General features: G+C 62.8%; 31 protein-coding genes. 9 read left to right on the top strand and 22 right to left on the bottom strand.

What is annotated here, in order from left to right; all coding sequences use genetic code 11:
- Window positions 1-28 precede the first annotated feature (28 nt).
- From CK222_RS19765 to CK222_RS19745, 5 genes are all read right to left on the bottom strand, one after another.
- The gene (locus tag CK222_RS19765; RefSeq protein WP_095801503.1) at window positions 29-313 is read right to left on the bottom strand and encodes a photosystem reaction center subunit H; all 285 of its coding nucleotides are present in this window, start codon (window positions 311-313) and stop codon (window positions 29-31) included.
- Window positions 314-413: 100 nt separating this feature from the next.
- On the bottom strand, window positions 414-737 hold the full coding sequence (locus CK222_RS19760; protein ID WP_067321922.1) for a DUF2934 domain-containing protein: 324 nt from the start codon (window positions 735-737) through the stop codon (window positions 414-416).
- Between the two features lie 102 nt (window positions 738-839).
- A complete protein-coding gene (locus CK222_RS19755) occupies window positions 840-1,949 on the bottom strand; it encodes a mandelate racemase/muconate lactonizing enzyme family protein (RefSeq protein ID WP_095801502.1) in 1,110 nt (369 codons plus the stop codon).
- The gene (locus CK222_RS19750) at window positions 1,949-4,387 is read right to left on the bottom strand and encodes an FAD-dependent oxidoreductase (protein WP_095801501.1); all 2,439 of its coding nucleotides are present in this window, start codon (window positions 4,385-4,387) and stop codon (window positions 1,949-1,951) included. Before CK222_RS19750 ends, CK222_RS19755 begins: the two co-directional genes overlap by 1 nt.
- A 148-nt stretch (window positions 4,388-4,535) precedes the next feature.
- A complete protein-coding gene (locus CK222_RS19745) occupies window positions 4,536-5,534 on the bottom strand; it encodes a L,D-transpeptidase (RefSeq protein WP_095801500.1) in 999 nt (332 codons plus the stop codon).
- A 387-nt stretch (window positions 5,535-5,921) separates the two neighbouring features.
- Between CK222_RS19745 and CK222_RS19740 the strand changes: the two genes are divergently transcribed.
- From CK222_RS19740 to CK222_RS19730, 3 genes are read left to right on the top strand one after another with little or no spacing between them, the layout of a single operon-like run.
- Complete coding sequence (locus CK222_RS19740; protein ID WP_066992956.1) at window positions 5,922-6,116, top strand: DUF3606 domain-containing protein; 195 nt, start codon at window positions 5,922-5,924, stop codon at window positions 6,114-6,116.
- On the top strand, window positions 6,100-6,282 hold the full coding sequence (locus CK222_RS19735; protein ID WP_066992959.1) for a hypothetical protein: 183 nt from the start codon (window positions 6,100-6,102) through the stop codon (window positions 6,280-6,282). Before CK222_RS19740 ends, CK222_RS19735 begins: the two co-directional genes overlap by 17 nt.
- A 23-nt stretch (window positions 6,283-6,305) precedes the next feature.
- Window positions 6,306-6,563, top strand: coding sequence for a helix-turn-helix domain-containing protein (locus CK222_RS19730; protein ID WP_095801499.1), 258 nt, complete (start codon window positions 6,306-6,308; stop codon window positions 6,561-6,563).
- 248 nt (window positions 6,564-6,811) lie between these two features.
- Here the strand turns inward: CK222_RS19730 and CK222_RS19725 are convergent, their stop codons facing one another.
- Window positions 6,812-7,030, bottom strand: coding sequence for a hypothetical protein (locus tag CK222_RS19725; protein WP_141247089.1), 219 nt, complete (start codon window positions 7,028-7,030; stop codon window positions 6,812-6,814).
- A gap of 238 nt (window positions 7,031-7,268) precedes the next feature.
- On the opposite strand from CK222_RS19725, the gene ligD reads away from it, so the two are divergent.
- Entirely contained in the window at window positions 7,269-9,038 is a 1,770-nt protein-coding gene (ligD, locus tag CK222_RS19720) for a DNA ligase D (RefSeq protein ID WP_095801497.1), read from the top strand.
- 288 nt (window positions 9,039-9,326) lie between these two features.
- Here ligD and CK222_RS33385 read toward each other — a convergent pair whose 3' ends face one another.
- Together CK222_RS33385 and CK222_RS19715 are read right to left on the bottom strand one after the other, a co-directional pair.
- The gene (locus CK222_RS33385; RefSeq protein WP_259979811.1) at window positions 9,327-9,449 is read right to left on the bottom strand and encodes a hypothetical protein; all 123 of its coding nucleotides are present in this window, start codon (window positions 9,447-9,449) and stop codon (window positions 9,327-9,329) included.
- A gap of 44 nt (window positions 9,450-9,493) precedes the next feature.
- Window positions 9,494-9,682 carry a DUF3606 domain-containing protein gene (locus tag CK222_RS19715; protein WP_095778947.1) on the bottom strand — a complete coding sequence of 63 codons (189 nt, stop codon included), beginning with the start codon at window positions 9,680-9,682 and terminating at the stop codon, window positions 9,494-9,496.
- A 212-nt stretch (window positions 9,683-9,894) separates the two neighbouring features.
- Between CK222_RS19715 and CK222_RS19710 the strand changes: the two genes are divergently transcribed.
- Complete coding sequence (locus CK222_RS19710) at window positions 9,895-10,404, top strand: DUF892 family protein (RefSeq protein WP_095801496.1); 510 nt, start codon at window positions 9,895-9,897, stop codon at window positions 10,402-10,404.
- A 51-nt stretch (window positions 10,405-10,455) separates the two neighbouring features.
- On the opposite strand, the gene CK222_RS19705 is transcribed toward CK222_RS19710, so the two are convergent.
- The 5 genes from CK222_RS19705 to CK222_RS19685 form a co-directional block, all read right to left on the bottom strand.
- A complete protein-coding gene (locus CK222_RS19705) occupies window positions 10,456-10,743 on the bottom strand; it encodes a DUF982 domain-containing protein (RefSeq protein ID WP_067321896.1) in 288 nt (95 codons plus the stop codon).
- Between the two features lie 22 nt (window positions 10,744-10,765).
- On the bottom strand, window positions 10,766-11,065 hold the full coding sequence (locus CK222_RS19700; RefSeq protein WP_067321894.1) for a DUF982 domain-containing protein: 300 nt from the start codon (window positions 11,063-11,065) through the stop codon (window positions 10,766-10,768).
- 342 nt (window positions 11,066-11,407) lie between these two features.
- Window positions 11,408-11,713, bottom strand: a complete 306-nt coding sequence (locus CK222_RS19695; protein WP_066992982.1) for a hypothetical protein — start codon at window positions 11,711-11,713, stop codon at window positions 11,408-11,410.
- Window positions 11,714-11,831: 118 nt separating this feature from the next.
- Complete coding sequence (locus tag CK222_RS32355; RefSeq protein WP_095801495.1) at window positions 11,832-11,993, bottom strand: hypothetical protein; 162 nt, start codon at window positions 11,991-11,993, stop codon at window positions 11,832-11,834.
- An 82-nt stretch (window positions 11,994-12,075) separates the two neighbouring features.
- Window positions 12,076-12,306: a hypothetical protein gene (locus tag CK222_RS19685; RefSeq protein WP_095801494.1), complete on the bottom strand. Its 231-nt coding sequence runs from the start codon at window positions 12,304-12,306 to the stop codon at window positions 12,076-12,078.
- 326 nt (window positions 12,307-12,632) lie between these two features.
- Between CK222_RS19685 and CK222_RS31775 the strand changes: the two genes are divergently transcribed.
- Window positions 12,633-12,965: a hypothetical protein gene (locus tag CK222_RS31775; RefSeq protein WP_127215351.1), complete on the top strand. Its 333-nt coding sequence runs from the start codon at window positions 12,633-12,635 to the stop codon at window positions 12,963-12,965.
- 54 nt (window positions 12,966-13,019) lie between these two features.
- On the opposite strand, the gene CK222_RS19675 is transcribed toward CK222_RS31775, so the two are convergent.
- Entirely contained in the window at window positions 13,020-13,205 is a 186-nt protein-coding gene (locus tag CK222_RS19675; protein WP_066992988.1) for a hypothetical protein, read from the bottom strand.
- A 268-nt stretch (window positions 13,206-13,473) separates the two neighbouring features.
- Window positions 13,474-15,009 (bottom strand): FAD-dependent oxidoreductase, encoded by a 1,536-nt coding sequence (locus tag CK222_RS19670; protein ID WP_095801493.1) that lies wholly within the window; start codon window positions 15,007-15,009, stop codon window positions 13,474-13,476.
- A 478-nt stretch (window positions 15,010-15,487) separates the two neighbouring features.
- Here CK222_RS19670 and CK222_RS19665 point away from each other — a divergent pair, with 478 nt between their 5' ends.
- Complete coding sequence (locus CK222_RS19665; protein ID WP_245433102.1) at window positions 15,488-17,437, top strand: GGDEF domain-containing phosphodiesterase; 1,950 nt, start codon at window positions 15,488-15,490, stop codon at window positions 17,435-17,437.
- A gap of 73 nt (window positions 17,438-17,510) precedes the next feature.
- Here the strand turns inward: CK222_RS19665 and CK222_RS19660 are convergent, their stop codons facing one another.
- The 4 genes from CK222_RS19660 to CK222_RS19645 all read right to left on the bottom strand — a co-directional run bounded on the left by CK222_RS19660 (window position 17,511) and on the right by CK222_RS19645 (window position 21,467).
- Window positions 17,511-18,326, bottom strand: a complete 816-nt coding sequence (locus tag CK222_RS19660) for an oxidoreductase (protein WP_095801491.1) — start codon at window positions 18,324-18,326, stop codon at window positions 17,511-17,513.
- A 54-nt stretch (window positions 18,327-18,380) separates the two neighbouring features.
- A complete protein-coding gene (gene fabF / locus CK222_RS19655; protein ID WP_095801490.1) occupies window positions 18,381-19,679 on the bottom strand; it encodes a beta-ketoacyl-ACP synthase II in 1,299 nt (432 codons plus the stop codon).
- Window positions 19,680-19,718: 39 nt separating this feature from the next.
- Window positions 19,719-20,297: a TetR/AcrR family transcriptional regulator gene (locus CK222_RS19650; RefSeq protein ID WP_095801489.1), complete on the bottom strand. Its 579-nt coding sequence runs from the start codon at window positions 20,295-20,297 to the stop codon at window positions 19,719-19,721.
- Between the two features lie 438 nt (window positions 20,298-20,735).
- The gene (locus tag CK222_RS19645; protein WP_095801575.1) at window positions 20,736-21,467 is read right to left on the bottom strand and encodes a GntR family transcriptional regulator; all 732 of its coding nucleotides are present in this window, start codon (window positions 21,465-21,467) and stop codon (window positions 20,736-20,738) included.
- 187 nt (window positions 21,468-21,654) lie between these two features.
- Between CK222_RS19645 and CK222_RS19640 the strand changes: the two genes are divergently transcribed.
- Window positions 21,655-22,668: an SIS domain-containing protein gene (locus CK222_RS19640; protein WP_095801488.1), complete on the top strand. Its 1,014-nt coding sequence runs from the start codon at window positions 21,655-21,657 to the stop codon at window positions 22,666-22,668.
- A 45-nt stretch (window positions 22,669-22,713) separates the two neighbouring features.
- Entirely contained in the window at window positions 22,714-23,529 is an 816-nt protein-coding gene (locus CK222_RS19635; RefSeq protein ID WP_095801487.1) for a PfkB family carbohydrate kinase, read from the top strand.
- A 3-nt stretch (window positions 23,530-23,532) separates the two neighbouring features.
- On the opposite strand, the gene CK222_RS19630 is transcribed toward CK222_RS19635, so the two are convergent.
- From CK222_RS19630 to CK222_RS19620, 3 genes are read right to left on the bottom strand one after another with little or no spacing between them, the layout of a single operon-like run.
- Window positions 23,533-24,504, bottom strand: coding sequence for an amino acid ABC transporter permease (locus CK222_RS19630; protein ID WP_095801486.1), 972 nt, complete (start codon window positions 24,502-24,504; stop codon window positions 23,533-23,535).
- A gap of 18 nt (window positions 24,505-24,522) precedes the next feature.
- Window positions 24,523-25,803 (bottom strand): FAD-binding oxidoreductase, encoded by a 1,281-nt coding sequence (locus CK222_RS19625; RefSeq protein WP_095801574.1) that lies wholly within the window; start codon window positions 25,801-25,803, stop codon window positions 24,523-24,525.
- Between the two features lie 49 nt (window positions 25,804-25,852).
- Window positions 25,853-26,680 (bottom strand): transporter substrate-binding domain-containing protein, encoded by an 828-nt coding sequence (locus CK222_RS19620; RefSeq protein ID WP_095801485.1) that lies wholly within the window; start codon window positions 26,678-26,680, stop codon window positions 25,853-25,855.
- Window positions 26,681-26,761: the final 81 nt, after the last annotated feature.

Here is a 26,761-nt window from a genome sequence, read left to right as displayed (position 1 = left end):
GCCCGGCTCTCGTCGGACCCTCCCGTGCTCAGTCGTGATGCTCGGGCATCGACTTCAGCTGGTCCTTCGTCCATCTGGTCACGGCGTGGACGTCGCCGTCCTCGTCGCGCATGAAATCCAATTGGTTGGCGCTGACGGCGACCGGCTTTGCACCGATGCCGAGGAAGCCGCCGACATCGATGACGACCTGGCTGCCATGCATGTGGTCGACCGAACCGATCTTTTCGTCGTCGGGGCCGTAGATGGTGGCGCCTTCGAGAACGCTGGGAGTCAATTCGGCGTTTGTCAGCCTCACGTGGTTGGTATGATCCATGACAGGTCTCCTGTGGTTAGACAGGGGGAACTGTCGATGGCAACGAGGGTTCCGCCGACGTCGAATGCCGGCAACCGTCGCACGCGTCGTGGTTCCTGACCTACAGCCCTTTCCGTGCCCGGATGCTCCGCGCCGCCTGCTCGATCGCGGCGCGGTCGCTGCCCAGCCTGTCGAGCAACTCCTGCGCTTCTTGGGCCGATATGCCGGTGCGTATTGCAAGCGCCTCGACCGTCAGCACATCCGCGCTGTCGATCTCGCGCGTTCCAGGCAGCGCATCGTCTGCCGTGAGCGGCAGCGCCGCCTCGCGATCGATCTCCATCTCGGCCTGGCGCCAGTGCCGCTCATGGTCGCCATGCAAGCTGCCCTCGCGCTGCCAGAGCTCATAGGCACGCTGCCTGATCTTCTCGGTCCGATCATCATCCATTGCCGTTCCTCCCTTTGCGTGCCACTCAACGCGGGATGAGGCGGAACGATCCCCGAGGCCCAAGAAGTGATCGGCTGGCGCCAGCCAAAGCCTGGCCGGTGGTCAGGCTCCGTAAGTCGCCAGCGGCTTGCCGAATGTCCCGGGTTCCGGTTTGACGCCCAGGCCCGGCCGCTGCGGCACGGCTATGAAGCCCTTTTCGATCACGACCGGGTTCTTCCGGTCGAAATGCCCGTCGATATATTCCTGGGCGATCCAGACTCCCTCCATCCGGCGCGGCTCGACCGTGGCAGCAAGATGGACACAGGCCGCCGCGATGATGTCGCCGCCCCAGGCGTCGTCGCAGCTGTGCGGCAGCGAGCGAATGGCGCAAAGGTCGCGCACGGTTGTCATCTTCGTGAGGCCGCCGAGACGCGTCACCTTGAAGCCGAAGCCGTCGGCGATGCCCATGGAGATCGCTCGCAGCACCGCGTTCTGGTCCTCGGTACTCTCGTCGAGATAGACCGGATGCGTCACGCGGCCCTTCAGCGTAGCGACTTCATCCATGGTGTTGCAGGGCTGTTCGAAGACGAAGGGGATGGCGTGGCAAAGCCGGTCGAGATGGATTGCCGACGCGATTGTCAGGCCCCGGTTGCCGTCGACCGCGATGCGCGCCTTGTAGCCGACAGCTTCCCAGACCTTGTGCACGACGGCCACGTCTTCTTCGAGGTTGCGCCCGCCGATCTTCACTTGGAGGCGCGGATAGCCGGCCTTCACCTTGTCGGCGGCGATCCTCGCCGTTTCGTCCGGCGGACCTACGATCAGCGAATAATAGGCCGGCACGCGATCGGTCAGCGCGCCGCCCAGCAGCGTCGAGACCGGCACGCCGAGCTTTTGGCCGAGCAGGTCGAGAAAGGCCATGTCGAACGCGGCCTTGGCATAGCCATGTCCGTTCAGGCGCTCGTCCATCTGTTTCGCAAGCAGTCTGATCGAAGCGATCTCCGCACCGATCAGTCCCGGGGCGATTTCGGCGATCGCCGCGCGAGCGCCCAGCGCATGGTGCGGCTGATAGACCGGTCCGATCGGGCAGGTCTCGCCCCAACCGGTCAAACCGTCTTCGGTCACGATCTCGACAAGCGTCGAGTCCAGCGACTCCACGTCGTCGCTGGCCATGCGGTAGACGCCGCCTTTGACGGGCAGCTGCGCCGAATAGACGTTGATCCGATCGACGCGCATCACATACGCGCCCTGGCCGAGGTCGGATCGTAAGGCGAGTCCGCGATCACCTCGGCGATCTTCCATTCTCCCAAAATGGCGACCTCGAGCTTGGTGCCGGGTTTGCTCAGACGTTCCGGCAGAAGGGCCAGCGCCACGTCATGGCCGAGCGCATAGCCGTAGCCGCCCGACGTAATGCGCCCGACAAGTTCGCCGTCGATATAAAGGCCCTCAGAGGCAAGCGTGCTCGCGCCGTCGGTTTCGATCTTGAGCGTCACCGACCGGCGCTGGTTGTTCCTCGCCTTGTATTTCAGCACCGCCTCGCGGCCAGCGAAATCGCCCTTGTCGAGGCGGATGAAGCGCTCGAGCCCGCTCTCCAGCGCGTTGAGCTCAGGGTTCATGTCGCGATACATGGCGCGATAGGATTTTTCGAGCCTGAGCGACTCCAGCGCATGCAGCCCGACAAGCCGCATGCCGTGCTTCTCGCCCTCCTTGAGGATGGCATCCAGCAGCTGCCGCTGATAGGACAGCGGGTGATAGAGTTCCCAGCCGAGCTCGCCCTCATAGTTGACGCGCAGCAGCCGCACGTCGCTGGCCAGGGCGACGCTGCCGGTCGCCACGCTGAACCACGGGAACTTTTCGTTCGAAAGATCGATCTCGGTCAGCGGCTGCAGCACTTCGCGTGCCTTGGGCCCGACGACGGTGAAGCAGCCGCGATCGTTGGTGACGTTCTTCAGTGATATGCTGCCGTCGGCGGGCAGCAGCCTTGAGAGATCGTCGAAATTCCAGCGCTCGGCGCGCGGCGTCGAGATCAGGTAGAACAGGTCTTCTCGGAGCCGCGTCACCATGTACTCCGCCTGCACGCCGCCGCCCGCAGTGAGGTGATGCGCCAGCGTCACCTTTCCGACCGCCGGCAAGCGATTGGCGATGATCCTGTCCAGCCAGGCGGCCGCGTTCGGTCCGGACACCTCGAACTTGGTCATGGGCGTCATCTCGACCAGGCCGACGGCAGTGCGCACCGCCTGGACTTCCTCGGCGACGAGGTTCCCCTTCGGCGTCCATCGCCAGCTATACTGGTCCTTGGCTTCGACGCCGTCGCGTGCGAACCAGTTGGGCATCTCCCAGCCATTGAGAACGCCCCAGACGGCGCCGAGCTCGGTCAGCCTGTCATAGGAAGGCGCGGTCTTCTGCGGCCGGGCGGCGGGCATGTCCTGTCCCGGATATTTCTGCTCCGCATGTGTGCCCCAGGCCTCGCGGACCTTTTCGCGCGTCCAGGCCTTGTTGGCGTAGTCGCCGAAGCGGCGCGGATCGAGATCCGAGGTGTCGAGGCTGTTGCCGCCTTCGACGATCCGTTCCGACAGGTAATAGCCGATCGTGCCGCCCCACAGGATGCCGCCCGGCACGCCTTCGGCCAGCCACACATTCGGCAGGCCCCAGGCCGGCCCCATCAAGGGAAGCTCGTCCGCGGTCATCTGGAACGGTCCGCGCACATTGGCCTTGATGCCGACGCGCCCCAGCGCCGGCACCAGCTGCAGAGCCTGCTCCCAGTTCCACGACACCGCCTCGAAATCTTCTTCGACGAGGTCGGCGCCGAACCAGGAAGGGACGCCGTCCTCGGCGAACAGTTTCAGGTTCGCCGTGCGCTCGTAAGGCCCGAACATCAGCCCGTCGCCTTCTTCGCGCAGATACCCCTCGAACCCTTCGTCGCGCAGGATCGGCATTTCGGGGCGGCCCTGCCTTTTCCGCTCGACGATTTCCGGCACCGCTTCGGTGATCCAGTACTGATGCAGGATCGGGATCGCCGGGATGTCGAGGCCGAGCAGCGCGCCGGTCTGGCGCGCATAATTGCCGGTCGCGGAGATCACGTGCTCGCAGGTGATGTCGCCCTTGTTAGTCTGGACGAGCCATTCGCCGCCGGGCGTGCGCCTGAAGCCGGTGACCTCGGTGTTCAAGTACACCTCGGCACCCAGATCCCGCGCGCCTTTGGCCATGGCGATGGTCACATCGGCCGGCGCGATATGGCCGTCATCGGGATGATAAAGCGCGCCCAGCATGTGGTCGTTGTCGAGCAGCGGCGCCAGCTGCCTCGCTTCGCCCGGCGTCAGCAACTCAGCGCGCATGCCCTGGACGTCGGCCACGCTCATATAACTCTTGAATTCGTCTAGCCGGTCGCGGCTGTTGGCAATGCGCAGCTGGCCGCATTTGTGCCAGCCGACCGGCTGGCCGGTTTCGGCCTCCAGCCCTTCATAGATCTCGATGGTCTTCTTGATCATGCGGCCGACATTGATGTTGCGGGTATAGGACGGGATCAGGCCCGCCGCATGCCAGGTGGAGCCGGCCGTAAGCTGGGTCCGCTCGAGCAGCGCAACGTCGGTCCAGCCGCGCTTGGCCAGGCCGTAAAGGATGCCGGCGCCGACGCATCCTCCGCCGACGATCACCACTCTCGCATGTGCTTGCATCGAACCACCAATTCCAGATCGTTTTCAAAAGCGCGCCGCCGAAGCTACAGGCGACGGAAGGCCGTGTAACGTTCTGAAAAACTAGGGGTAACGATAAATTAGGCTTATGCAGCGATCCCGCCTTGGCGGCTCGCTCCTCCCGGCGTTTTTACTGCGCCTGCCCGTCCTGCGCCGTCTCGTCCTTGAACTCGACTTTCGTGCCCGGCTTGACCATGGCGGCGAGGTCTTCGGCATCCCAGTTGGTCAGCCGGATGCAGCCATGCGAGTAGGTCGTGCCGATCTTGCCGGGATCCGGCGTGCCGTGGATGCCATAGCTTTCGATCGAGAGGTCGATCCAGACCGATCCCACCGGATTGTTCGGTCCCTTGGCGATGGTGAAGGGCCGCTTGCTCTTGACCCCCTTGAAGGCAAATTTCGGATTGTAGTGATAGGTCGGATTGCGCACCACGCGTTTGACCTCCGCGGCGCCGCTCGGCGCCGGCTTTTCCTCGCTGCCGATCGAGGCCGGATAGACCGCAACCGGCTTGCCTGATGGATCGAGCGCGCGGACCTGGCGGGATGCCTTGTCGACCTCGATGGTCTCGATCTCCGCCGGGGCGTCGCCCCGTCCGAGATCGGGCACTACGAGGCTCACATCTGCCTTCCGGAACCCGACGCGCGGGTTGAGCGTCTTCAGCAATTGTTCGCTGATGTGGAAACGCTCGGCCAGCCTCTCCCGCGCGTTGCGATAGCCGAGGCGCTTCAGACGGGCCATCCGCTCCAGGCGGGTGGGAATGCGCCTGGTAAAGGGGCCGCGCACGTCCTTGACCGTGACCTCATATGCCACCAGAACCGGCTCGGCGGAGCTCGCCGTCAGCTTGTCCCAGGTCTCGCGTGTGAGCTTGCCGTCGGAAGCCAGTCCGTTCGCCGCCTGGAACGCCGCCACGGCTTTGGCAAAATTGTCGGAGAGGCGACCGTCGATCAGGCCCGGCGAGAAGCGGGCGCGATCGAGAAGGATCTGCGCCTTGAGAAGCATCGGACTGACGTCCTTCGGCTCGCCCTCGCTGAATTGCGCCTGATTGACCGCGTCGAGGTCAAGCCTCGCCGCCTGAGCTCCGCTGCATGCGAGCGCGAGCGCCACGGCAGCGACAACGAAGAGCCGGACCATCGACTTCACTCCCGGGTTACGACAGAAACCTGTCTTTATGACGCGGGCGTGCCGATCTGGTTCCTGTCGCAGCGCCGGCGTGAAAATCATTAGAACGTGCACCTTTGGGCGTACGATCTTGAATTTTATGCCGAAACCAGTTCCCAAGAGCGAAAAATGCTGGCATGATCATATAAGGGTCTATGCATTTTCTGATTCGATGGGCCCTTGCCTGGTGACCGGCGGCTCCCCAACGCCCCCCGCCCATGCCGCCGGTTACTTCACTTGACGCCTCAGCCCCAGGCAATGCCGTGGCCGACCCCATCCCGGCCGTAGCGCTTCACGCACACATTAGCGGTTTGGAACATTCCTGCCTTCGCGGTGTTCGTTTTGCCAGGAGGAGCAACCATGGCAGACGTCAAAACGAAGCGCGATTTCCGGGACCGCGACCGTGTGTCGGCGGACGACGATTACGAGGTTCGCTACTTTGCCAAGCAGCATCGCATCACGCCTGAACAGGTTCGGGAGCTGATCAGCGAGCACGGCAACGACCGTAAGATTTTGCAACGTGAGGCAAGGAAGCTGGGTGACAAAGCTTTCTGATTTGGGGCCGCCGATCTTTGCCCGGTTGCGGGTCAGAGCAGCCGCCAACGAAGAGGACCAGTTCCGGATATGTCCCGCCTGCGGGCAGGCAGTGGACTGGGGCGACCTCCGGCAGGTGATCTGGCATGAGCAGCCGGGACACACGAAGCTGGAAATTGACAGCTGAAAAGCCCTAGGGGAGACCCCTTGATGGATTTGACGCCAGAGGAGTCGCGAGCCGCACGAGAACTCCTGCATTGGTCGCAGGTGCGCCTCGGCGCCAAGGCCAGCCTAGGCGAAGGGACCATTCGCGACTTCGAGAACGGGATCAGAATCCTGCGGGTCGAGAAACGAACCCGCATCCGTCGCGCTTTTGAGGCGGCAGGCGTCGTGTTCACGGCGAAGGGGCCCTCGCTTTCGGCCGTCAGGCCCGAAATGAATGGCTATCGCCATAAACAGCGCCGCTAAGCTGGTCCCGCTGCCGAGCGCTGCTGGCAGCGAGCTAACTGTCCACGCAAACCGGAGGTCGCGTCCTCCGTGAGGCCTGTGAGCACTCGTGGACGTTTGCCGGAGAGCTTCGACTTCAAGCTGGTTCAACCTCGACCAGGCAAATGAACGACGCGTATGGCTGACTTATTTGTAGGGCAGGACCGCGGCCGCGCGTTGGCGGCGTTCCCGAAGGGGAAGTCAGAGACTCCTCGATCTTCGAGGCGGCATCAACCTTCCGGAAACCCGTATCGCAGCTTTTGGCCGGTGCCCGGCTGCTTGACAGCGTCAAGTCCCAGTCGCGTGTGTTCGTGCTTGGCAAAAGCTTTCGCGTCCGCTTCGGAACCGAAACCCTTGATGGTGACAACGCCATCCTCGATAACGCGCACGTAATACCTGTCTTCCAGCGTGTCTATCTCGACCGAATCCATTACGATTGACTTGTTCATTGACGGCCCACCTGAAGAAGATCCACCCCGCAGCCAAACGTCGCCGGCTAAGGATTGTTCCGCACTCAACTGATAAAACATCTGATCAGATAATCGAGCACTCTGCGGCCCGGAGGGCAACGTGTTGCCTTTGCGAGGCCGCGCTTGGCCAAGTTGGACAAACATACGATTTTACTAAAATGGAAGGAACTGATGGGACTGCTCCGGCTTGAGTCGCGGTTCGTGGAGTCGCGCGTGCATGACCAGCAGCAAAGACCGGCTTTCCTTCATCGAGTTCCAATCGCCCACCTTGGTCGAGAAAGCTCCCGAAGGCGGCGAATGGCTGCACGAGATCAAGTACGACGGTTACCGAACCCAGCTCATCGTGGAAGGCGCAACTGCGCGAGCCTTCACGCGCCGCGGCTATGACTGGTCACATCGCTACAGGAGGATTGTCCAGGCGGCGGCAGGCTTGCCGGTGAAATCTGCGATCATCGATGGCGAGGCTGTCGTGATCGGCGACACCGGCCTGCCTGACTACCAGGCGCTGGAGCGCGAGTTGGGCAACGCAAACTCTTCGAGATTGATCTTCTATGCCTTCGACCTGCTGCACCTCGACGGCCGCGATCTGCGACAGCAGCCGCTGGTCGAACGCAAGGCAGCGCTCGAAACGCTGCTGAAGGACAGCGCGCCGACGCTGACCTATGCCGAGCATCTGGAGGTGAGCGGCAGGGAGATGTTCGATCATGCCTGCCGGATGGGCCTGGAGGGGATCGTGTCGAAGCGCGCGGACGCGCCCTACCGTTCCGGCGTGCAGACGAGCTGGGTCAAGGTCAAATGCATCAAGAGCGACACCTTTCCGATCGTCGCGTTCGTCGAGAAGCTTGGTGCTGAGCCGCGCCGGATCGCATCGCTCTATATCGGCAGGTGCGAGGGCGATCGGCTGCTTTATGCAGGCAAGGCTCAGAGCGGTTATACGCTTGAAGTGGCGCGACGCGTTCGCGAACGGCTCGATCCGCTGATCATCGGCAAATCGCCTTTGTCGGAGCCCATTGTGAAGCCAAAGGCGACCTGGGTGAGACCCGAAGTCCTGGCCGAGGTGCAGTTCAGCGGCGTTACCGATCGCGGGATCTTGCGCGAAGCCGTGTTCAAGGGGCTCCGCGAGGACCTGGTGGCCGTCCCGCCAAAGCCGCCGGCGCCGTCGAAACGAAGAGCGGACCGAGATCACGGCGTGCCGCGTGAGAATATCTTGCAGCTGCTGCCCGATGCGGTTTCGCCTTCCAAGGATGAGCTCGTTCGCTATTGGAGTCTGGTCGCCGATCAGGCGCTGGTGCACCTCGGCCGTCGCCCACTGAAGCTCGTCCGTCATGCCTTCGGGGCAACTTTCTACCACAAGGGAATGCTGCCCGAGATCCCGGCAGCGGTGCACCAGCTGCGCGTCGAGAAGCGAGAAGGTGGGGAGGGCACTCGGGTCTGGGTTGACGACCTCGACGGCTTGCTCGGGCTGGTCGAAATGGATGCGGTCGAGCTCCACCCGTGGAATGCCACGGTGGATGACATCGAGCATGCCGACCGGATCGTGCTGGATCTCGACCCTGGTGAGGGCGTGGAATGGGCGCAAGTGACTGAGACCGCGCTGGCGCTGCGGGACATCATGGCAGCGTCAGGTCTGGAAAGCTGGCCGAAGGTCACGGGCGGCAAGGGCATTCACTTGTTGGCGCCGCTGGCGGCGAAAATGACCCACGACCGCGCGCGGCAGCTCGCCAGGTCGATTGCCCAGGTCCTCGCCGACGCAGAACCCGACCGCTACTTGCTGTCGGCCGCGCCGGCGGCCCGCAAGGGCCGCATCTTTATCGACTATCTTCGCAACGGGCGAGGCAACACGGCCGCCGGCGCTTTTTCGCCGCGGGCCCGCCCCGGCTTCCCCATCGCGCATCCCGTTACTTGGGTGCAGGTAGAGCGGCGTATCCGGCCGGATGCGTTTACCATGGACCATCCGTTCAGGGCGGCTCAGCGAAATGCGGCGTAGCGGGCGAGGCCCGTGAAGATCATCTCGAATCTGCGTTCTTAGGCATAGGCGATTGAATTTTCGGGCGGAACCAGTTTCCAAGAACGCAAATTGCTGGCATGATCATATAAGGGCCTATGCATATTTTGATTCGATGGCCCCTGTTCCTGGTAACCGACGGCTCCCCATCGCCCCCCGCCCATGCCGTCGGTTGCCTCATTTCGAAATCCCAAATTAAGGACGCAGCCCCGACCGGTCGAGCAGGGCTGTGGTACGCCGCAAGGTCTTTGGCCTTGTGGCCGACGGCAATCACGAGCCGAACCAAAATAGCGCCAGAAGGGCCACAAAGATTGCGGCCGCGGCGACGGTGCCCCACATGAAGACCCTGCTGGTGCCACGCTGCTCCTCCTCGCGGGATAGGTTGTTAGCCATGTCAAGTCTCCTTCGCAGTATCTCCGCACAAGTGCGAACGCCCGTCAGCGGCTCGCCACCGCCCTTGCTTCGCGCTCCAGCGTCGCACGATCGTTTCCGTGCTTTTTGATGAGGTCGCGAGCCTCGGGGATTGTCAGCTGGAATTTCCTCGCGAAGTGGGCGACCTCATATTCCTCATCGCCTGACACGCGGCCGCGGTCGCGGAAATCGCGCTTGGTCGTGTCGTCTGCCATGGTTGTTCCTCCTGGATAGGAACAAAACCGCCTCCCTTTGGGAATGTTCCAGCCTCTGGGAGTTTGGTATGCGGACGTGGCTTCCGTCCTGTCAGCGACGCTTTTCGAGGAGCCGCGGGCCTGCTGCTCGTCATGCCCACTCCCGTCACTCTCGCCACGGAACAATCCGCAGTCCTTGTGGTTCGGGCGCACCCAAACAGGAGGAACAAACTATGTCTGAATCACGCGAATGGCTGATCCAGTGGCTGAGGGATGCTCACGCAATGGAAGAGCAAGCCGAGACGATGCTGTCCGGCCAGCTGGGCCGGCTCGAGAGCTATCCGGAACTCAGCGAACGCATCCGCGCTCACCTCGCCGAGACCAAGGAGCAGGCGAGACGATTGAAGTCTTGCCTGGATGGCCTGGAAGAAGGTTCGTCAACACTGAAGGACGCAGGCGGAAAACTGACCGCAATGGCGCAGTCGATCAGCGGCGTGTTCGCCGGCGACGAGGTGATGAAAGGCTCTCTGGCCAGCTACACCTTCGAGCATATGGAGATCGCTTCCTATACGATCCTCATGGCTGCCGCTGAAGCCGTGGGTGAAGCCGAGATTGCTCGGGTCTGTGAGCAGAACCTGCGCGAAGAAGAAGCGATGGCCGAGTGGCTGAAGGCCAATCTTCCGCAGGTCACCGAGACATTCCTCGCCCGGGCCGATGCCGACAGCGACAGCGCCAAGCGCTAGTTCGCGTCCTACAGGTGAAACGAGGCGGCGTTGGCCGCCGCCTCGGTCCCATCAAGCGTGCTTCGGCTGGGCTGCCTTTCCAGTTGGGAGCGGAACTGCTCCCTCCTCGATGAGGATGTCCTTCCGGCGGGCAAAGGCAACGAAGACGCCTCTCGCCGTTTCTGCGTCGATTTCGCCGGCCAAGGCGGCCTTGCAGGCACGCATCGCCGCCTTCTGCTCAGGGCTGTTGCCACACCAGTCGGCGACGAACTGATAGGCATCTACGACAGTGTTCAGCTGACGCGGAAATCCCAGTCCGACCCAGACGCGGATCGGCTTTTCGAACGGTTTTGCAAGCATCGTGACTGCCTCCTTTTTGCGGCTACGCAGTCACGCCGCTGCCTGGGCCCTTGCCGGTCATCCAAGGCAAAGTGACACTCACGTCCTCGTGGATTTTGACCGACTTTGCGAAGCCGCAGAACGCGTCTCTGGCCGCCGTTAGCGGATAGTCGCTGTCGAATGCTCGCTGACAGGCACGCAGGGCGGTCTCGTAGATGGTGCCGCGTCTGTTCTTGGGCCATTCGTAGAGAAATTCCAGGGCGTCATCGAGGCACGCGATTTCCTGGATGAGGCTGTTCCCGCTCTTCACGAAAACAGGGCTGTCAAACATCCGATCGTTCATAAGATCCTCCAAGTCGAACGAACAATTTGAGTTCTGAGACGGGCCGGAACCTTCAACGATCCTGGCCTGGCTGCGATATGGGTTTGCGGTTTTTGGCCGTCAAGATGAGGGCGCGTGCGGGAGCGTTCGGCTCGATGGGAACCTTCCGCGGGTCTTGCTGTTCGGTACGCAGCGGCGGGGCGAACCTTTGCTCCGAAATGAGGGCCGCCATCCGTGAGCGAGTCATGTGGCCGCTCTTGCGAAAACCCGCCCGCGCTCCTCCCCGGGCGGGTTTTTGCCGGAGCAATTCTAGAAAGCGTGACTCGGGTTTCCGTCCGGAACTGCCGGCAGGCACAGTCTTCCTTACGCCGGCCGCTGAACCACCGGTGGCTTTCGCGCGGGAGGCTTGCTGGTGGTCACCAGCCTGACCTTGTCGATGTCCACTGTAACCGGTACGCCGAGCTTCACTGTCACCCGGTCCCCATTGACGCGCGTTACATCTCCGACGAGCTCGATCGGCTGGCCTCTCTTCACGGTCGACGTGCGGTCGATGATCGAATGCGGCTGCTCATAGGAGGGAATCGACACGCTGACGCGGTCCTCCGTCACCCGCCGGCGAACCGTTGCGGTGATGGCGACCTCGTCTCCGACCTTGATGCCTCTTGCCATAGACGCAAGACTGGTGCGGTCGGCGGATTCGTCAAGCGATCGCTAATGTATCTTTGCGCACTTTCCAGCGCGTGCCTTGGCACGCGTGCAAGAAAACCGGATCTGGCTCGTCAACAGGCTACTTCCTGAACGACAGTGCCTTCGCCTCGCGAACGAGCGAACCCCAATTCAAGCCTAGGAAAGAAACAAGTTCCAACGCCTGCGCTTCGGTAATGCCGATCTCCCGGACAAGCCGTTGAACAACAGCTTCCTGTGACTGACTGTCAGATGTGAGCGCCATGGGAAGTCCCCTATGGCGGCGCAACGTTCAAGTCAGAAATTAGTTCCCGCCAATTCCGGGCTTGGCTGCCACCGGCGGTTCGTTATTGGCTGGAAGCGAGCTTCTGGATACGCCCTTTGTCCAGACGGAACACCCCCTCGGTGCCGCCCTGGCGCTCGAACTCGGTCTGGAGTTCGTCCCACGTACCCAGATATTTGCCGCATTCGGCACAATGGATTTGGGTAATGGGTTGAGCATCGATGGGGATCTGCAACCGGATCACACCGCAATACGGGCATTCCAATTTGTGATCCAGATACCTACCGGCGATCATCGCCCACCATCTCGCAATCGGCAGGTCTGCGCAAGCCGCCGATTCTTGTGCATGCCGCCAGGAGGCACAAGCGATTCTGGGGCAACGAGACGCAGCAACCAACGACTAAAAGCGCTTCGCCACGCCCTCCGACATCGCGCGCCCGCCTGTCTGTATCTTATGCAGAACGCGTTCATGACCGGCGAGACCATCCAAAACGATGGCTGGTGTGAGCGGGCGAGGCAGACGGCTGCCGTGCCGGGCCTTCGCGATGCAATGGCATTTTCGGCGCAACGCTAATATACATGACGCCCGAATGAGCAGCGCCTCCGCACACGAGGAATGCCATGCGAAGGGTCATCTTCACAGCCATGTGCATTGCCGCCGCAACAGGCGCCAATGCGCATGATTGGTATGAAGACAAGATTGACCCGGTAACGAGATTCAAGTGCTGCGGCAGTCAAGATTGCCGCGCCATCCCTCAGTCTTCGGTGCGGTCCAGAGCCGACGGCGGCTATACCTATTTGCCCGACGGTTTCAACATCCCGCGAGACCGGGTTCAGGAATCACCGGATGGCCAATATCATATCTGCGAAAACAACTACGTGATAACCAATCAGCCCTATTTGCGCTGCTTCTTCGCGCCGCGGCTCAAGGTTTCTCGGCTGGTCGCACGCTGAGGGGATGGCCGTTTTTCGGAAAGGTCCATCGACCGGCTCAAGCGGCGGCGTGAACTAGACGCCCGAGTGCCTCGCCCTGATGATTCTGGCTTCCCGCAACAGCGCAGGACGATCGCGTCCAACCGCTTTTATCAGCCTCCTGGCTTGCGCGTCCGAAATGCCTGTTTTCTGTTTCAGCAAAATGACGAGCTGCTTGTCGTCGATCCGGTTATGGGAACTGCTTTCGCCGGGTTCGGTCATTGTTGGATCCTCCTCCGACCGAACGGAAAGAAGCCCTGAAAGGTTTCATCGCGTTGTTGCTTTTCGTAGGCGATTGGTACCGCCGATCGCATGGCGGCAAATCAGCCTTCGCTAGGCCGTCTGAAACGGCAAAACGGCCTTTGGTCCTCAACTGCATCACATTTGCAGCGGTCGGCCGTTCCGGTCGGATGTCGGATTTGAGCGCATTGCAGACCGACGCCGGCCGCCTCCGTGCGTGCGCTGCGCTAAGCGGCCTCTGCATGCTTCATCAGGTAGCGCTCTGGCGTTCCATCTCCAATTCGGCCTTCAAGCTTTCGATGTCGCGAAAAATCGAGGCGACCGCCAGTGTGCGTCCCTTGCGCTTGAAACGCAGGACGCAATCTTTGGCGGCGATGTCGCCTTCCACCGCGATCTCTTCCCATCGCTCCGCATGTCCAACGTAGTTGATCGGGACGTCATAATGCTGGCTCCAGAAGAACGGCACGGCAGTGTATTTCTCGCGCTGTCCGAGCATGTTCAGAGCTGCCGTCTGTCCCTGCCTTTCTGCGACCACCCAGTGCTCGACCCTGATGTTTTCGCCGGAGTGGGCATCGGGCCATCGCGCAATGTCGCCTGCCGCGAAAATGCCCGGCGCGCTCGTCTCCAGAAAGGCGTCCACCATGATGCCGCGGTCGAGCCTGAGCCCAGCCTTTTCGGCAAGCCCGAGCCGCGGCCGCACGCCGATGCCAGCGACGATGAGATCCGCGGTCAGCGTAAGGCCGCTGCTCAGTTGTACGTTCGTGCCGTCGATGGCGGTCGCGGTGTCCTTGAGATGAAAGACGACGCCATTTTGCTCGTGGAGGCTGCGGATGAAGTCGCCCATCTGCGGCCCGAGGACCCGCTCCATCGGCCGTTCGTCGGGCGCGACGACATGAACTTCGATGTTCCGCGCACGCAGGGACGCGGCAACCTCGAGGCCGATGAAACTGGCGCCCAGCACGATGGCGCTGCGGGCCGTCTCGGCTTCCTCGATAATCGTGCTGCAGTCGGAGAGCGAGCGCAGCGTATGGACCTGTGGCTGATCGGCGCCCGGGATCGTGAGGCGGACCGGTTCGGCTCCCGTAGCAAGCAGCAAACGGTCGTAGGCAGTTCGGTTCCCGTCTGCGTGCACGACCTCGCCGGACCGGACATCGATGTCGGCGACGCTGGCTTTGAGGCGCAGATCAATGCCGTTCTTGGCATAGAAGCTTTCCCGACGCAGCGGAACCCAGTCCGACGGCGCCTTGCCGGCGAGGTAGTCCTTGGAAAGGTTGGGGCGATCGACGGGCGGCGCCTCGTCGTCGCTGAGCATGACAATGCTGCCCTGATGGCCTTCGCGCCGTAGTCTTTCGGCGGCTGCGAAACCGGCCGCGCCGCCTCCGACGATCACGATTCTGCCGGCAAACTGGCCAGCGCCTCCGCTGCCGGGCGTTTGAGCCGCTCGCTTGCGCTTCTCGCCCACGAATATGCGATCGCCGCGATGTTCCACCGACCAGCAGGCGAGTGGACTGAACGCAGGCGCACGCACGGCTTCGCCGGTGCGCAAATCGAAGCAGGCGTGGTGCCACGGACATCGAACGGTTTCCTCCACGACAAGACCGTCGACCAGCGGCCCGCCATAATGCGTGCACGCCGCTCCGATTGCGAAGACCTCTGTCCCGCGGCGCACCAACAGCACCTGTTCATCGCCACAGTGACCGACCAGCTTTGCGCCATCGGCAAGGTCGGCTAGCGCAATGCCTTGGGCCAGATCCGGTCCGTTCGATTTAGAGTGGTCTTGAGCCATCTTCTTTCTCCCTGCGCTATTCGATTGGAGTCCGACCGAGCCAGACTGACTCCCGACGCTGGTTTGGGCAAATCAACGATCGCCTGGCCTGCTTTGCGCCAGTCGATGGGCAAAGTTCGAGGCCTGTCACGACATCGACACCCATCCTCTGGTGACCGTAGCGGCCGACGAATGATTTGATGGAGTTTCGTCAGATCGGTTTCCAAACGGACCCAAAGATTTTCGCAAACTCCCGCCACACCGGGGTAGATCGAAGCGCAGAGGCAGCGTGGGGAACAGTCCGTTCGGCTGGAGTTGTGGACAGCCTCGACCCCGATGGGGAGGCGGGCCGGACCGTCGCGCTCGCCTATCCATGACTGATGCGGCGTAAGTCGCTGAAATCCTTAACGCGATTTTCATTCCGCTCGTTTAGCCACTAGGCATGAGAAATTCCGACCAGCCCGGCCCAGGTTCAGCCCTTCAGGGGCAAAGCGAAGCCGTGGAAGCGGGAATTCTGCGGGATCAGTTCGCTGACCTGAAGAAGGGCCTTTTCATCTCGATGCCCATCGGCACCGTTCTCTCGGCCCTGATCCTGGCCGTGCAGATGCTCTCGGGCGGTGGCCCGGCGGCGGCGCTGTGGTTTGTGGCGGTCACCATCATCAACGGCGCCCGCATAGGACTGGCCCTCACCCAGCCGGAAATTGCCTTTAATGGGCCCGATGGCCGGTCGAGGCCGGTCGATGCGCGACTTTCCGTTTACGGGCTGTTAGCGCTGGCATCGGGCATCGCCTGGTCTTTTCTGGCCGTGCTGTCGGATGGATACACCACCCCCCAGGCGCCGCTCTATCTGATCGTGCTCGCCGGCCTGTCGGCCGGTTCGGTCACCTATGGTGCGTCATACGCGCCGGCTTCGATCAACTTCTTGACATTGCCGCTTCTGATCGCCGCAGGATGCGTGTTGGCGAAAGGCAATATCGAGAACTACGTCCTCGGCCTCACGGTCCTGCTTTTTCTTGGAGGCATGATCAGAAGCTCGCTGCTCGGGCAGACCCGCTTCAAGGAGACGAGCCGCCTCAAATACGAGGCGAGGGCGTTCGCAGCCCGGATGGAACGAAACTCCAGGTGCGATCCGCTGACGAACTTGCTCAACAGGCACGGGCTCGAGCACGCAATCGGCGAGATGGGTTTTTCCGACGGTCCGTTCGTGACCATGCTGATCGATCTCGACGGCTTCAAATCCGTCAACGACACCTATGGTCACAATATCGGCGACGACCTGCTGGTCCGGGTCGCGCGCAGGATAGAGAGCCACGCGCCGCCGGGGGCAACGATCGCGCGCATCGGCGGCGACGAGTTCGTGCTGCTCTTTCCCGCCGCAAGCTCGCAGCACTCGATAGACGAGCTTGCGTCCTTGATCATCGCGGCCATCGCCAATCCGGATCCGGCATTGAAATCGGTGCGTGTCGGCGCCTCGATCGGTATATACGTATCGGAGACACCGCGACTGACGGAGATGCTGCTGCGCGCCGACTTCGCGCTTTACGCGGCCAAGCGCAGCGGCAGGAACGAATACTGCCTCTTCGATGCCGAGCTCGATCACGGGCTCGAACGCAAGCACTGCATCGAGCGCGACCTGCGCGCAGCTATCGAGAGAGGCACGCTTTGCTCATGGTTCCAGCCCATCGTGCGGCTGGACACGCAAGCGGTCGCCGGCTTCGAAGCGCTGCTGCGGTGGCAGCACCCGGTTCACGGCGCCATTCCCCCGCCGGAGATCGTGACAGCGGCACGCGAAACCGGTCTGCTTTCCTTGCTGACGGAGAAGGTCTTTCTCAATTGCTGCTCCATGATCGAGGAACTGGCGAGGAAAGGGCGCCAGGATGTGCGCGTTGCGATGAATCTGTCGCCGCGTGAACTCGAGGCAGGCAATGTCGACGATATGATGCTGGACATCCTGAAGACGAGGAATGTCCCCGCGGCCATGCTCGAGATAGAGATTACCGAAGAGGCGCCCGTGGATCGCGCCCGGGTCGACGAAAAGCTGGAACGCCTGGCGGACGCGGGCATATCGATCGTGCTGGACGATTTCGGCACCGGCTTTTCGACCCTGGTTTCGCTGAAGGACAGTCGGATCCGCAAGATTAAGATCGACAAGGACTTCGTTCGCGATCTGGCCAAATCCGTGGAAGATCAGGCGCTGGTCAAGGCCGTCATCGATCTCGGACGAACGCTTGGCATAGAGGTCATGGCGGAGGGGGTCGAAACGGACGCCGATCGCCTGATCCTGCGCTCGCTCGATTGCATGATCGGGCAGGGCTTCCTCTTCTCGGCAGCGCTTCCCATGCACGATGCGCTGGCCTTCGAGCCGAGGCGTTTCGACACCTCTGCCGCCGCAAATGCCGCCTTTGATCCCGGGCAACTCCCGTCGCGCCGAACCGGCAGCGCCGCCTAAGGGGGTGGGCGGCTGCGGCTGCCCAACTCCTGTGTCAGAGAGCCTCGAATGACCACTGTCGGCGACTTGGATATCAGGCCGGCAGGCCGTTTTGCTTTCGCAGGCTCTTGTCGAAGGCGGATTCGGGAACGAAACGGCGCAGCAAGCTGATCTGGCGAGCCATTTTTCCGGCAGCATAGCGCCTCCGCGGAACGGAGGCGGTCGCCGCTTGCAAGACCGTCTTGGCCACGACCTCGGGCGCATCGCCTGTCTCGATGGCTTTCCGCAGAACCACATCCATGCCGGCGCGCGCGATGCCATAGATGTCCAGCAACTGATCGGGCCTGGCGAGATTTTCTTCAAACGACGTGCGGGTGTAGGCGGGCTCGACCAGCACCACGCGAATTCCGAACGAGCGCAGTTCATGGTCCAGCGATTCTGAATAGCCTTCGATCGCATGCTTGGTCGACGCATAGAGAGCGGAATAGGGAGCCGGAATCAGGCCCAGCACGGAACTCAAATTCACGATTCTGCCGCTGCGTTGGTGTCGCATTGTCGGCAGCACCGCGTTGGTCATCCGGATGACACCAAAGACATTCACATCGAAAAGCGCCTGAGCCTGCGCAGTCGAGGACTCCTCCGCGCCGCCAAGCAGGCCGATGCCGGCATTGTTGACCAGCAAGTCTATGCGCCCTGTTTCGGCCAGCACCTCTTCGACCAGCTTCGATACGGACGCGTCGTCGGTCACGTCGCCGGTCAGCATGGCAACGCCATCGGACTGTTCGGAGACCGCGCGACGGCTGGTTCCGAACACGCGAAAGCCCACGTTCCGGAGGGCTGCAGCTGTTGCGCGCCCGATGCCCGAGGATGCCCCTGTGACGAGGGCGACGCCAGGATTGGTCTTGGTCATGAGATCACTTTCTTGCGGCTGGAATGGGGAAATCGGAAGGCGGAAGCAAATGCGTCAGCCAGGAGCGGCTCGACCGTTCGCGCCGTGCCCGTCCCAGCGCCGGAACAGCGCGCTGGCGTTCACAACTCCGAAGCCAAAACCATTGGAGATCGCGTAGTCCATTTCCATTGGCCGGGCTTGGTTCGCGACGAAGTCAATCCCGTCGCCGGCCGGATCGGGCGCGCCCAGATTGAGGGTTGGCGGCGCCACCTGGTCCCTGAGCGCCAATATCGTGAAGATCGCGCCGAGACCGCCGGCGGCGCCGAGCAGGTGTCCGGTCGCCGACTTGGTCCCGCTGACGGCGATCGAGAAATCCGCGCCGAACACCCTTTTGATCGCTTCGATTTCTCCCAGGTCGCCCACCGGCGTGGAGGTCGCATGCGCATTGAGGTGGCGGATCTCGCGTGGCGAGATGCCGGCCTGGGCAATCGCGATCTCCATGGCGCGTCGCGCGCCATCGCCGTCCTCGGGGCCGGAAGTGACATGATGGGCATCCGCCGTGGTGCCGTAGCCGACGACCTCGGCGAGCGGTTTCGCGCCGCGAGCCAGCGCATGGCTCAATTCCTCGATGACCAGGATGCCGGCGCCTTCGCCCATGACGAACCCGTCCCGCGACAGGTCGAACGGACGAGAGGCCTGATCGGGACGGTGATTGAAGGAGGTCGAAAGCGAGCGTGCCGCTGCGAAGCCGCCCAAGCTGACGGTGTTCATGCATGCCTCGGTGCCGCCGCACAAAGCGATATCGGCCTCATCGGCGCGGATGATGCGAGCCGCATCGCCGATCGCCTGGATGCCGGCGGCGCATGCGGTTACCGGCGCGCCGATGTGGCCTTTGAAGCCGTAGCGGATCGAGACGTGGCCAGCCGCGAGGCTCACCAGGAAAGACGGCACCGTAAACGGTGAAAGGCGCCGAACGCCGCGCTGGTCGACGGTCCGTACCGCCTCGGTGATGGCGGGAAAACCTCCGACACCTGAAACGATGATCGTCGCCGTGCGAACCCGATCCTTTTCCGAGGCCGGTTTCCATCTCGCCTGGGCAAGCGCCTCTTCTGCAGCGGCCAGCGCGAACAGGATGAAGCGGTCGACCTTGCGCTGATCCTTCGGCGCCAGGAAACCGTTCGGATCGAGGCCGGCTTGGGGATCATCCTCCAGGGAAGGAACCACGCCGCCGATCTTCGCCGGCAAATCTTCCACCACCTCGTCCGCAAGCCTGCGGATACCAGAGCGGCCGGCCAGGAGACGCGACCAGGACGTCTCGACATCCGCCGCAAGCGGCGTGACCGCGCCCATGCCCGTTACAACGATCCGTCGCATCTATTCTCCTATCAATCCCGGCCGTCAGTCCCGCGCGGTTCAAGCCGTGACTGCGTCGCGAACCTGTTCGGTGGCCGCATCCAGAAAGGCCTGAGCGAGGTCGGGGTCGTTGACGACGCGCGACAACGTCAGCGCGCCGACCATCGTCGAAAGAATGGCCATGGCCTTGCTGTTGGGCTCGTCTACGTCGGTCGCGGCGATCAACCGGCCGATGATTTCGAGATACTGCTTGATGCCGGCTTCGAACGACCCTTTCACCTCGGCCCGCTGCCTGGCGGCATCCGAGCCGAGCGCCGCGACCGGGCAGCCGTCCATCCTTTGCTCGCGATGGCCCATGCTGAGGTAAAATGCCATCACCGCCCCAAGCGGATCGCTGGGATTGGCTGCGGTCGCTGTCGCCCATCGGGCAGCCGTACTCTCCACCGCCCGTCTGGAAGCCTGTGCGACCAAGTCCTCCTTCGACGCGAACTGCTTGTAGAAGGCGCCTTGGGTCAGCCCGGCACCCTTCATCAGATCCTTGAGGCCGATGCCGTCGAACCCATGTTCCCGAAAAAGGCGGCTGGCCACGTCGATCACGGTCTGCCGGTTCTTCTCAGCCTGAATGCGGCTCACGCGCATGATCGGCCTCCATATTTAGATTGCGTACGAAATCTATATGCCATTTAGAGACTGAACGCAATCTATTTAGGATTCGGGATAGGCGGCTCGTCGGGGGCTCAGGTTTGCTGCAGGCCAAATGCGCCCCGCCGACCGGGATTCCGTGAGCTTCTCGTTGCCGGGCCACCGCGAACAGCTCTACGCGCTCTCGAGATCCGGCGGGGAGGTGACGGTCTCGACCGTGGGCGACATGCAGATGAGCGCAACGCTGCCGGACTACCCCGCCACGGATCGCGGCCTGGCAAGCTGCCGGACAAGAGTCTCAGAGCGTTGGCCAGGACCTAACAAAAGACGCGTGGACCAGAGGACCTATTCGAAGGCTATTCTCGAACTCAATTCCCAATCGGCAGCGTCCCGGCGAACACCGCCGTCGCCGGCCCGAATCGCCGGCGTTGGGCGTCACCGCCGTGCGAAGCTGAAGGCGAAATGGCTGCCGCGATGATAGACAGCGGCATAGACGACCGGTGTCCCGGTCGCATCGAAACAGGTTTCAGTAATGAGCAGCGCCGGCCCGAAATCGCGCAGGTCGTTGCGCTGCACGATTTCGTCCGGCAGCGTCACGGCTGAAACCGAGGCGGCCGACATACGCGGCTGATGGCGGTGTTTCTCCAACAGCGCGAGCAGCGAACCACTCCATTCGATGTCGAAAAGGCGGCCGGGCAAAAGGCTGCGCGGCACGTAATCCAGCGAGTAGATGAGGGGCACGTCGTTGTGCAGCCGCAGCCGTTCCAGTCTTATGACGCGCTCTCCGTCGGCCAGCCGCAATTGCTGCTGGATCACCGGATCGGGCGTTTCCTCGGCGATCGACAGAACCTTGTTGATGGTGTCGTAGCCGTAATGGCGCGACATGTCGGTCACGCTTTCGAACATCGTTATCGGCCGGTCGACCTGCACGGCAGAGTTCGCCGTGACAAAGCGGCCGAGGCCGTGGGTGACGGAAATGGCGCCGTCCTGTTCGAGAAGTTTCAGCGCTTCGCGCAGGGCAGGGCGCGAGATGCGGAAGCGCTGCGTCAACTGCGACTCGGTCGGCAGCCGGTCGCCGGGCTTGAGCCCCTCGCTTCTGATCAGGTCGGCAAGGCGGTCGCGGAGCTGGACCGCCAGTGTGCGCGCATCGCGAAGCGGCTCGTCCAAGTCCGTTATCCCCATTGTGCCAACTCTCCTTTTGTTGTCGGACAATCGCGGCTAGGTCAAGCGGGGCATGTCGTGGCGCCTGACTTTGCTGCATACGCAAATGGACCGAAGCCGGTCCGCAAAATTTCTCTTGAAATGCGCTCATTGAGATGTCAGTTGTCTTACAACAGAAGCGATCGAGGGAACGATGCTCAATTTCGACGAAGCCCGGTTTGTACGCATTCAATCGGGGGCGGTGGCTTTGCGGGAGCGCATCGAAACCGCCGTTGCGCAATGTCTCGCCGGCGGGGCTCAAAACATCTTCTTCCTCGGCACCGGCGGCGCGGCGATTCTGATGCATCCGGCCGCGCAATTGCTGCAGCGCCGGTCCGGCTTTCCCGCCTTCGTCGATATCACTGCCGAGCTGCAGCTTGCCCAATCCGTGCACCTGACCGAGAAGTCGATCGTCGTGCTGCCTTCGCTCTCGGGCACCACCAAGGAAAGCGTGGCGCTGCTGGCTAGGATCAAGGAGATCGGAGCGACGGTGATCGCGCTGGTCGGGCATGAGGAGACGCCGCTCGGCGCGGGCGGGGACCACGTCTTCGTCAACTTCGCTGAGGACGACACCTCCTGCGAGTCCTTCTACCTCCAGTCGCTGTTCATCGCGCTTTCGGTGCTGAAGCATCGCGGCGAGCTGGCCGAATCCGAACGGATTTTCGCCGAGCTGGCGCAGTTGCCGCGATTGCTGCTGGAGGTGAAGCGGAGCTATGAAAAGCAAGCCGCCGACTTCGCCCAAAAACTGTCCGCCTCCGACTATCACATCATAACCGGCGCCGGGAACGTCTGGCCGCAGGCTTGGTATTACGGCATGTGCATCCTGGAAGAGATGCAATGGATCCGAACCCGTCCGGTGCATGCCTCCGATTTTTTCCACGGCACGCTGGAGCTGGTGGAAAGAGACGTGAGCGTTGTTCTCTTCAAGGGCGAGGACAGCGCCCGGCCGCTGGCCGAGCGGGTCGAGAATTTCGCAGCTAACTACACGGACAAGTCGACGGTGCTCGACACGGCCGCCTTCGAACTGCCCGGCATTTCTGCGGACGTGCGCGCGCTGGTTTCGCCGGTCGTGCTGGCCACCGCCCTCGAACGCGTCAGTGCTCATCTCGAGATGATCCGCAACCACCCGCTGACGACGCGCCGCTACTATAAACGCGTAGCCTATTGAGCGCGTGCCTTTAGCGGCAGCGCTTCATGGCGTAGCAGAGGGGATATGACGGCTCAATTTCGATTTGCCGCCGTCGGCGACAATTGCACTGACCGCCTCGGCTTGCCGATCGGGCGCTCGCTGGTCGGCGGCAACGCGCTCAACGTCGCCGTCCAGCTCGCCCGGCTTGGCAATAGGAGCTTCTATTTCGGTGCCGTTGGCCGCGACGCCGAAGGCGAGCGCACCCGCGCCGAGCTCGAAGCCAATCGGGTCGTGGTCGACCACCTGCGAGTCGGCGACCGCAACACCGCCTGGACCGACATCAAAGTGTTGCCGTCAGGTGAGCGGCTGATCGCCGCCGAGGATTTCGGCGCCTGCGCCGGATACGCGCCGCACGAGGCCGAACTTGCCATCATGGAGGCGATGGATCACGTCCATATCGGCTGGCTGGATGACGGCGGCGCCTTGCGCTGGCGCCTGTCGCGGGCAGGCGTCAGCGTCTCGCAGGACATTTCGGTCAACGCCGATCCGGCCAATCTCGGCGTCGAGGGCCTGAGCATAGCCTTCTGCTCGACCGGCGAACCCTATGGTGCCGCGGCGGCGATGGCGGTGGACCTTCTGTCGCGCGGCGCAGGCTGCGCCGTCGTCATGCGCGGTGCCGAGGGATCGATGGCGGTGACGGCCCGCGAGCGCGCCGAGACCGGCATCCGTCCGGTCGAGGTCGTCGACACGACCGGCGCCGGCGACAGTTTCATTGCCGGCTTTCTCCACGCCTGGCTGGCCAAAAAGCCGCTGTTGCAATGTCTCGAAAGCGGCCGCGACCGCGCCGCGCTGACCTGCTGCCATCTCGGCGGCTTCCCCCAGGAGGGAATGCCGCACTGAAGTTCAGCGCTTCAGCGAGCGCCCGAACCGTTCCTCGATGCGGGACTGCAGGAATTCGAGCCCGATCGACAGCAGCCAGTAGATCATCGAGGCGGTGATCAGCATCTCGATGTGCCGGAACTCGGTCTGGCCCTGCGTGCGCGCCAGATACATGATCTCCCATACGCCGACCACCGAAATCAGCGAGGAATCCTTCAGCATCGCGATGAACTGGTTGCCGGTCGGGGGAACGATGACGCGCATCGCTTGCGGCAGGATCACCAGGAACATCGTCTGGTTGGGGCTGAGGCCAAGCGCGGTGGCGCCCTCGGTCTGGCCGCGCGGAATGCTTTCGATGCCGGCGCGGAAAATTTCGGTCATGTAGGCGCCGTAGCAAAGCGACAGCGCCATGATGCCGGCGGGCACGGCCCCGATCACGTAGCCGACCTGCGGCAGGCCGAGATAGATGATGTAGATCTGCATCAGCAACGGCAGCCCGCGGAACAGCGAGGTGTAGAACGTTGCCAGGCCATAGATGACGCCGTTCTTGGAGAGCTTGGCTATGGCGCCGATGAAGGCGATGACCGTGGCGATGGCGATCGAAATGGCGGAGATGTAGAGCGTCGTCACCACGCCCTGCGAGACGAGGAAGCCGATCTTCCTGCCAATGAAAGAGAACGACAGGTCGAAGGAATAGAAGAACAGCATCAGCAACACGAACAGCTCGATCCACACCGCCACGATCTGCTGTTTGCGCCCGAGTTGCTGCAGGGCTTTCCAGTTGGCCGCCGCGATCAGCGCGATCAGCACCGCCGAAACGCCCCGCGCTGCCGCGGGATTGGCGGCAAGCCATTCGAGGGAGCTCGGAACCAGCTTGCCGATCCAGTCGGCTTTGATGCCAAGCCCGTAGAGGCCTGCAGCGAACGCGGCGAGCGCCAGGCACATGCCGATGCGACGCGCGGCGTCCGGATAATTGAGCAGCAGTCTGCCGATCACCTGTCGATCTCCCTGTGGTCAGCGGGGGCGTTCGCGCCACCAATCCTGCGCCTGTAGCTTCCAATAGGTGAGTTGCGCCGCGGCAAGCCCGACCGGCCCGCCCGCCCAGGTCAGTCCGAACCGTTCGAACAGCCGGTAACGGTCCGACTGGCCGAGTATCGCCTCGGCCACCACCTTGCCGGCCATGGCGGTGGTGTTGATGCCATGGCCGCCAAACGCCGTGAGATACCAGACGCCTGGCTGCAGCTGTCCGATCTGGGGCATCAGGTGCCGGGCGTAGGCCATCAGCCCCGACCAGGCGAGTTCGGTCTTGAGCGCAGCGAGCTGAGGATAGGTTCCGACCATCTCCCGGCGCAATTCCCAGGCCAGCGCCGCCGGCGAAGCGGCCCGCGTGGTGATGCGCCCACCCCAGAGCAGCCGCCGCCCGTCTTCCACGACCCGGTAGTAGTCGCCGGCGCGGCGGCTATCGCCTATGCCGTCGGTCGTCGCGATGGCGCTGGCGATGAGCTCCGGGGCCTCCTCGCTCAGCATCACATAGGTCGCAATCGGCAACATGGCCCGCCTCAACTGGCCGAGCAGCCGTCCTGTGTAGCCGCCGGTGGCGAACACCGCCTGCCGCGCGCGTACTTCGCCGGTTGCTGTGCGCATGGTCTTTTGCGGGCCGTCGAGTCTCGCCTCGACGGCGCTCGACGCCTCGTGGATCCTGCCGCCCAGCCGCTCGATCTCCTCGGCGACGGAGCGCAGATAGTTGAGCGGATGCATGTGGAAGGCGCTGGGGTCGCGCAGGCCCTGATAGTAGCGCTCGGACTGCAGCACCGCGCGCACCTGGTCACGCTCGAGATATTCGAGCGGATAGTCGAAATCCCGCGCCAGCCGTTCGGCGTGGGCCTTCAGTTCGGCGCCGCCGTCATGGCGAAGCACGCCGATAATTCCGGGGCGAGGCTTTGCCGCCTTGATGTCGAGATCCTTGATCGTCTGCCGCACGAATTCGACGCCTTCGATCGACAATCGGTGCAGCTTCTGTGCCGCCGCGGTGCCGGCCATCGCGGCGATATTGTCGCTGCCGGTGGCGAAGCCGGGGCTGACGAAGCCGCCGTTGCGGCCCGAGGCCCCGAAGCCGACGCGCTCGGCTTCGAGCAGGACGACCTCGCGCCCGGCGCGCGCCAGCTGCAGCGCCGTCGTCAGACCGGCCAGTCCGCCGCCGACAATGACCGTGTCGCATTCGGCCAGACCCGCCAATGGTGGTCTGACCTTCTCGTCGGCAAGCGTTAGGCGATAGTAAGTATCGGGATAGGTCATGATGAATCGCATGAGAGCGGGCGGCCTTGAAAGCCGCCCGCGAAGAACGTCAGTCGGTGCTGTAGTTCTTGCCGTACCATTTGGTGGTCAGCGTGGCGAGCGTGCCGTCCTTTTTCATCTCGTCGATGATGCCGCCGATCTTGGTGGTCCACTCGGCATCACCCTTGTCCGCGATCACCACCAGCGGCTCGCGGAAGGCGTAGTCGCCCTCAAGGATGCGCAGCGGATACCCGTTCTTGATGGCGTTCTGGGCGGTCTGCTCGGGCGCGATGACTGCGTCGAGCCGCACGCCGTCCCCAAGTCTCAAATCGTCGAATGGCAGCATGGAATCGGCAAAGGTCCGGATCTCGCCCGGTTGCAGCTTGTATTCGACTGGCGGAAGGCCCGGAGCGTCGATCTCCAGCTGACGGCGGATGAAATCTTCCGAAGTCGTGGCGGTTTCGACGCCAATCACCTTGCCGTTCAGGTCGTTCACGGACTTCGCCTTGCTGTCCTTGTGGACCACATAAACATAAGGGCTGTAATAATAGATGCCGGCGAAATCGATCACGTTGGCCCGGGCCTTGGTCGGCGTCACCGAGCCGACGCCGAGGTCGTAGCGGCCTTGCCAGTGGCCGCCGGTCATTGTGGCCCAGTCGGGCGTCTCGAAGCTGACCTCCACGCCCAGACGCTTGGCGATCTCTTTCGAGACGTCGATATCAAAACCCACCAACTGGTTGCTTTCGTCGAGAAAGCTCTGCGGCGGCCAGCCGCTGTTGGTCGCGACCACCATGGCCTTCTTGGATGTGACGCGATCCAGGGTTTCTCCCGCTCGCGCTGCCGACACGAATGCGAGCGCGCCGGCAGCCAGCGCGAAACAAGCGATCAATCTCCTCACGAAACCTCCCTCTCGTATGTAAGATGTCTGACAACGCAAATTGTCCGGAAGGGGCAGGGCGAGTCAAGCATCTTTTGTCGG

Source organism: Mesorhizobium sp. WSM3866 (genome assembly GCF_002294795.1).
In the GTDB taxonomy this organism is placed as follows: domain Bacteria; phylum Pseudomonadota; class Alphaproteobacteria; order Rhizobiales; family Rhizobiaceae; genus Mesorhizobium.
Note: the sequence above shows the minus strand (reverse complement) of the source record. Positions and strands in the feature narration are given on the sequence as shown.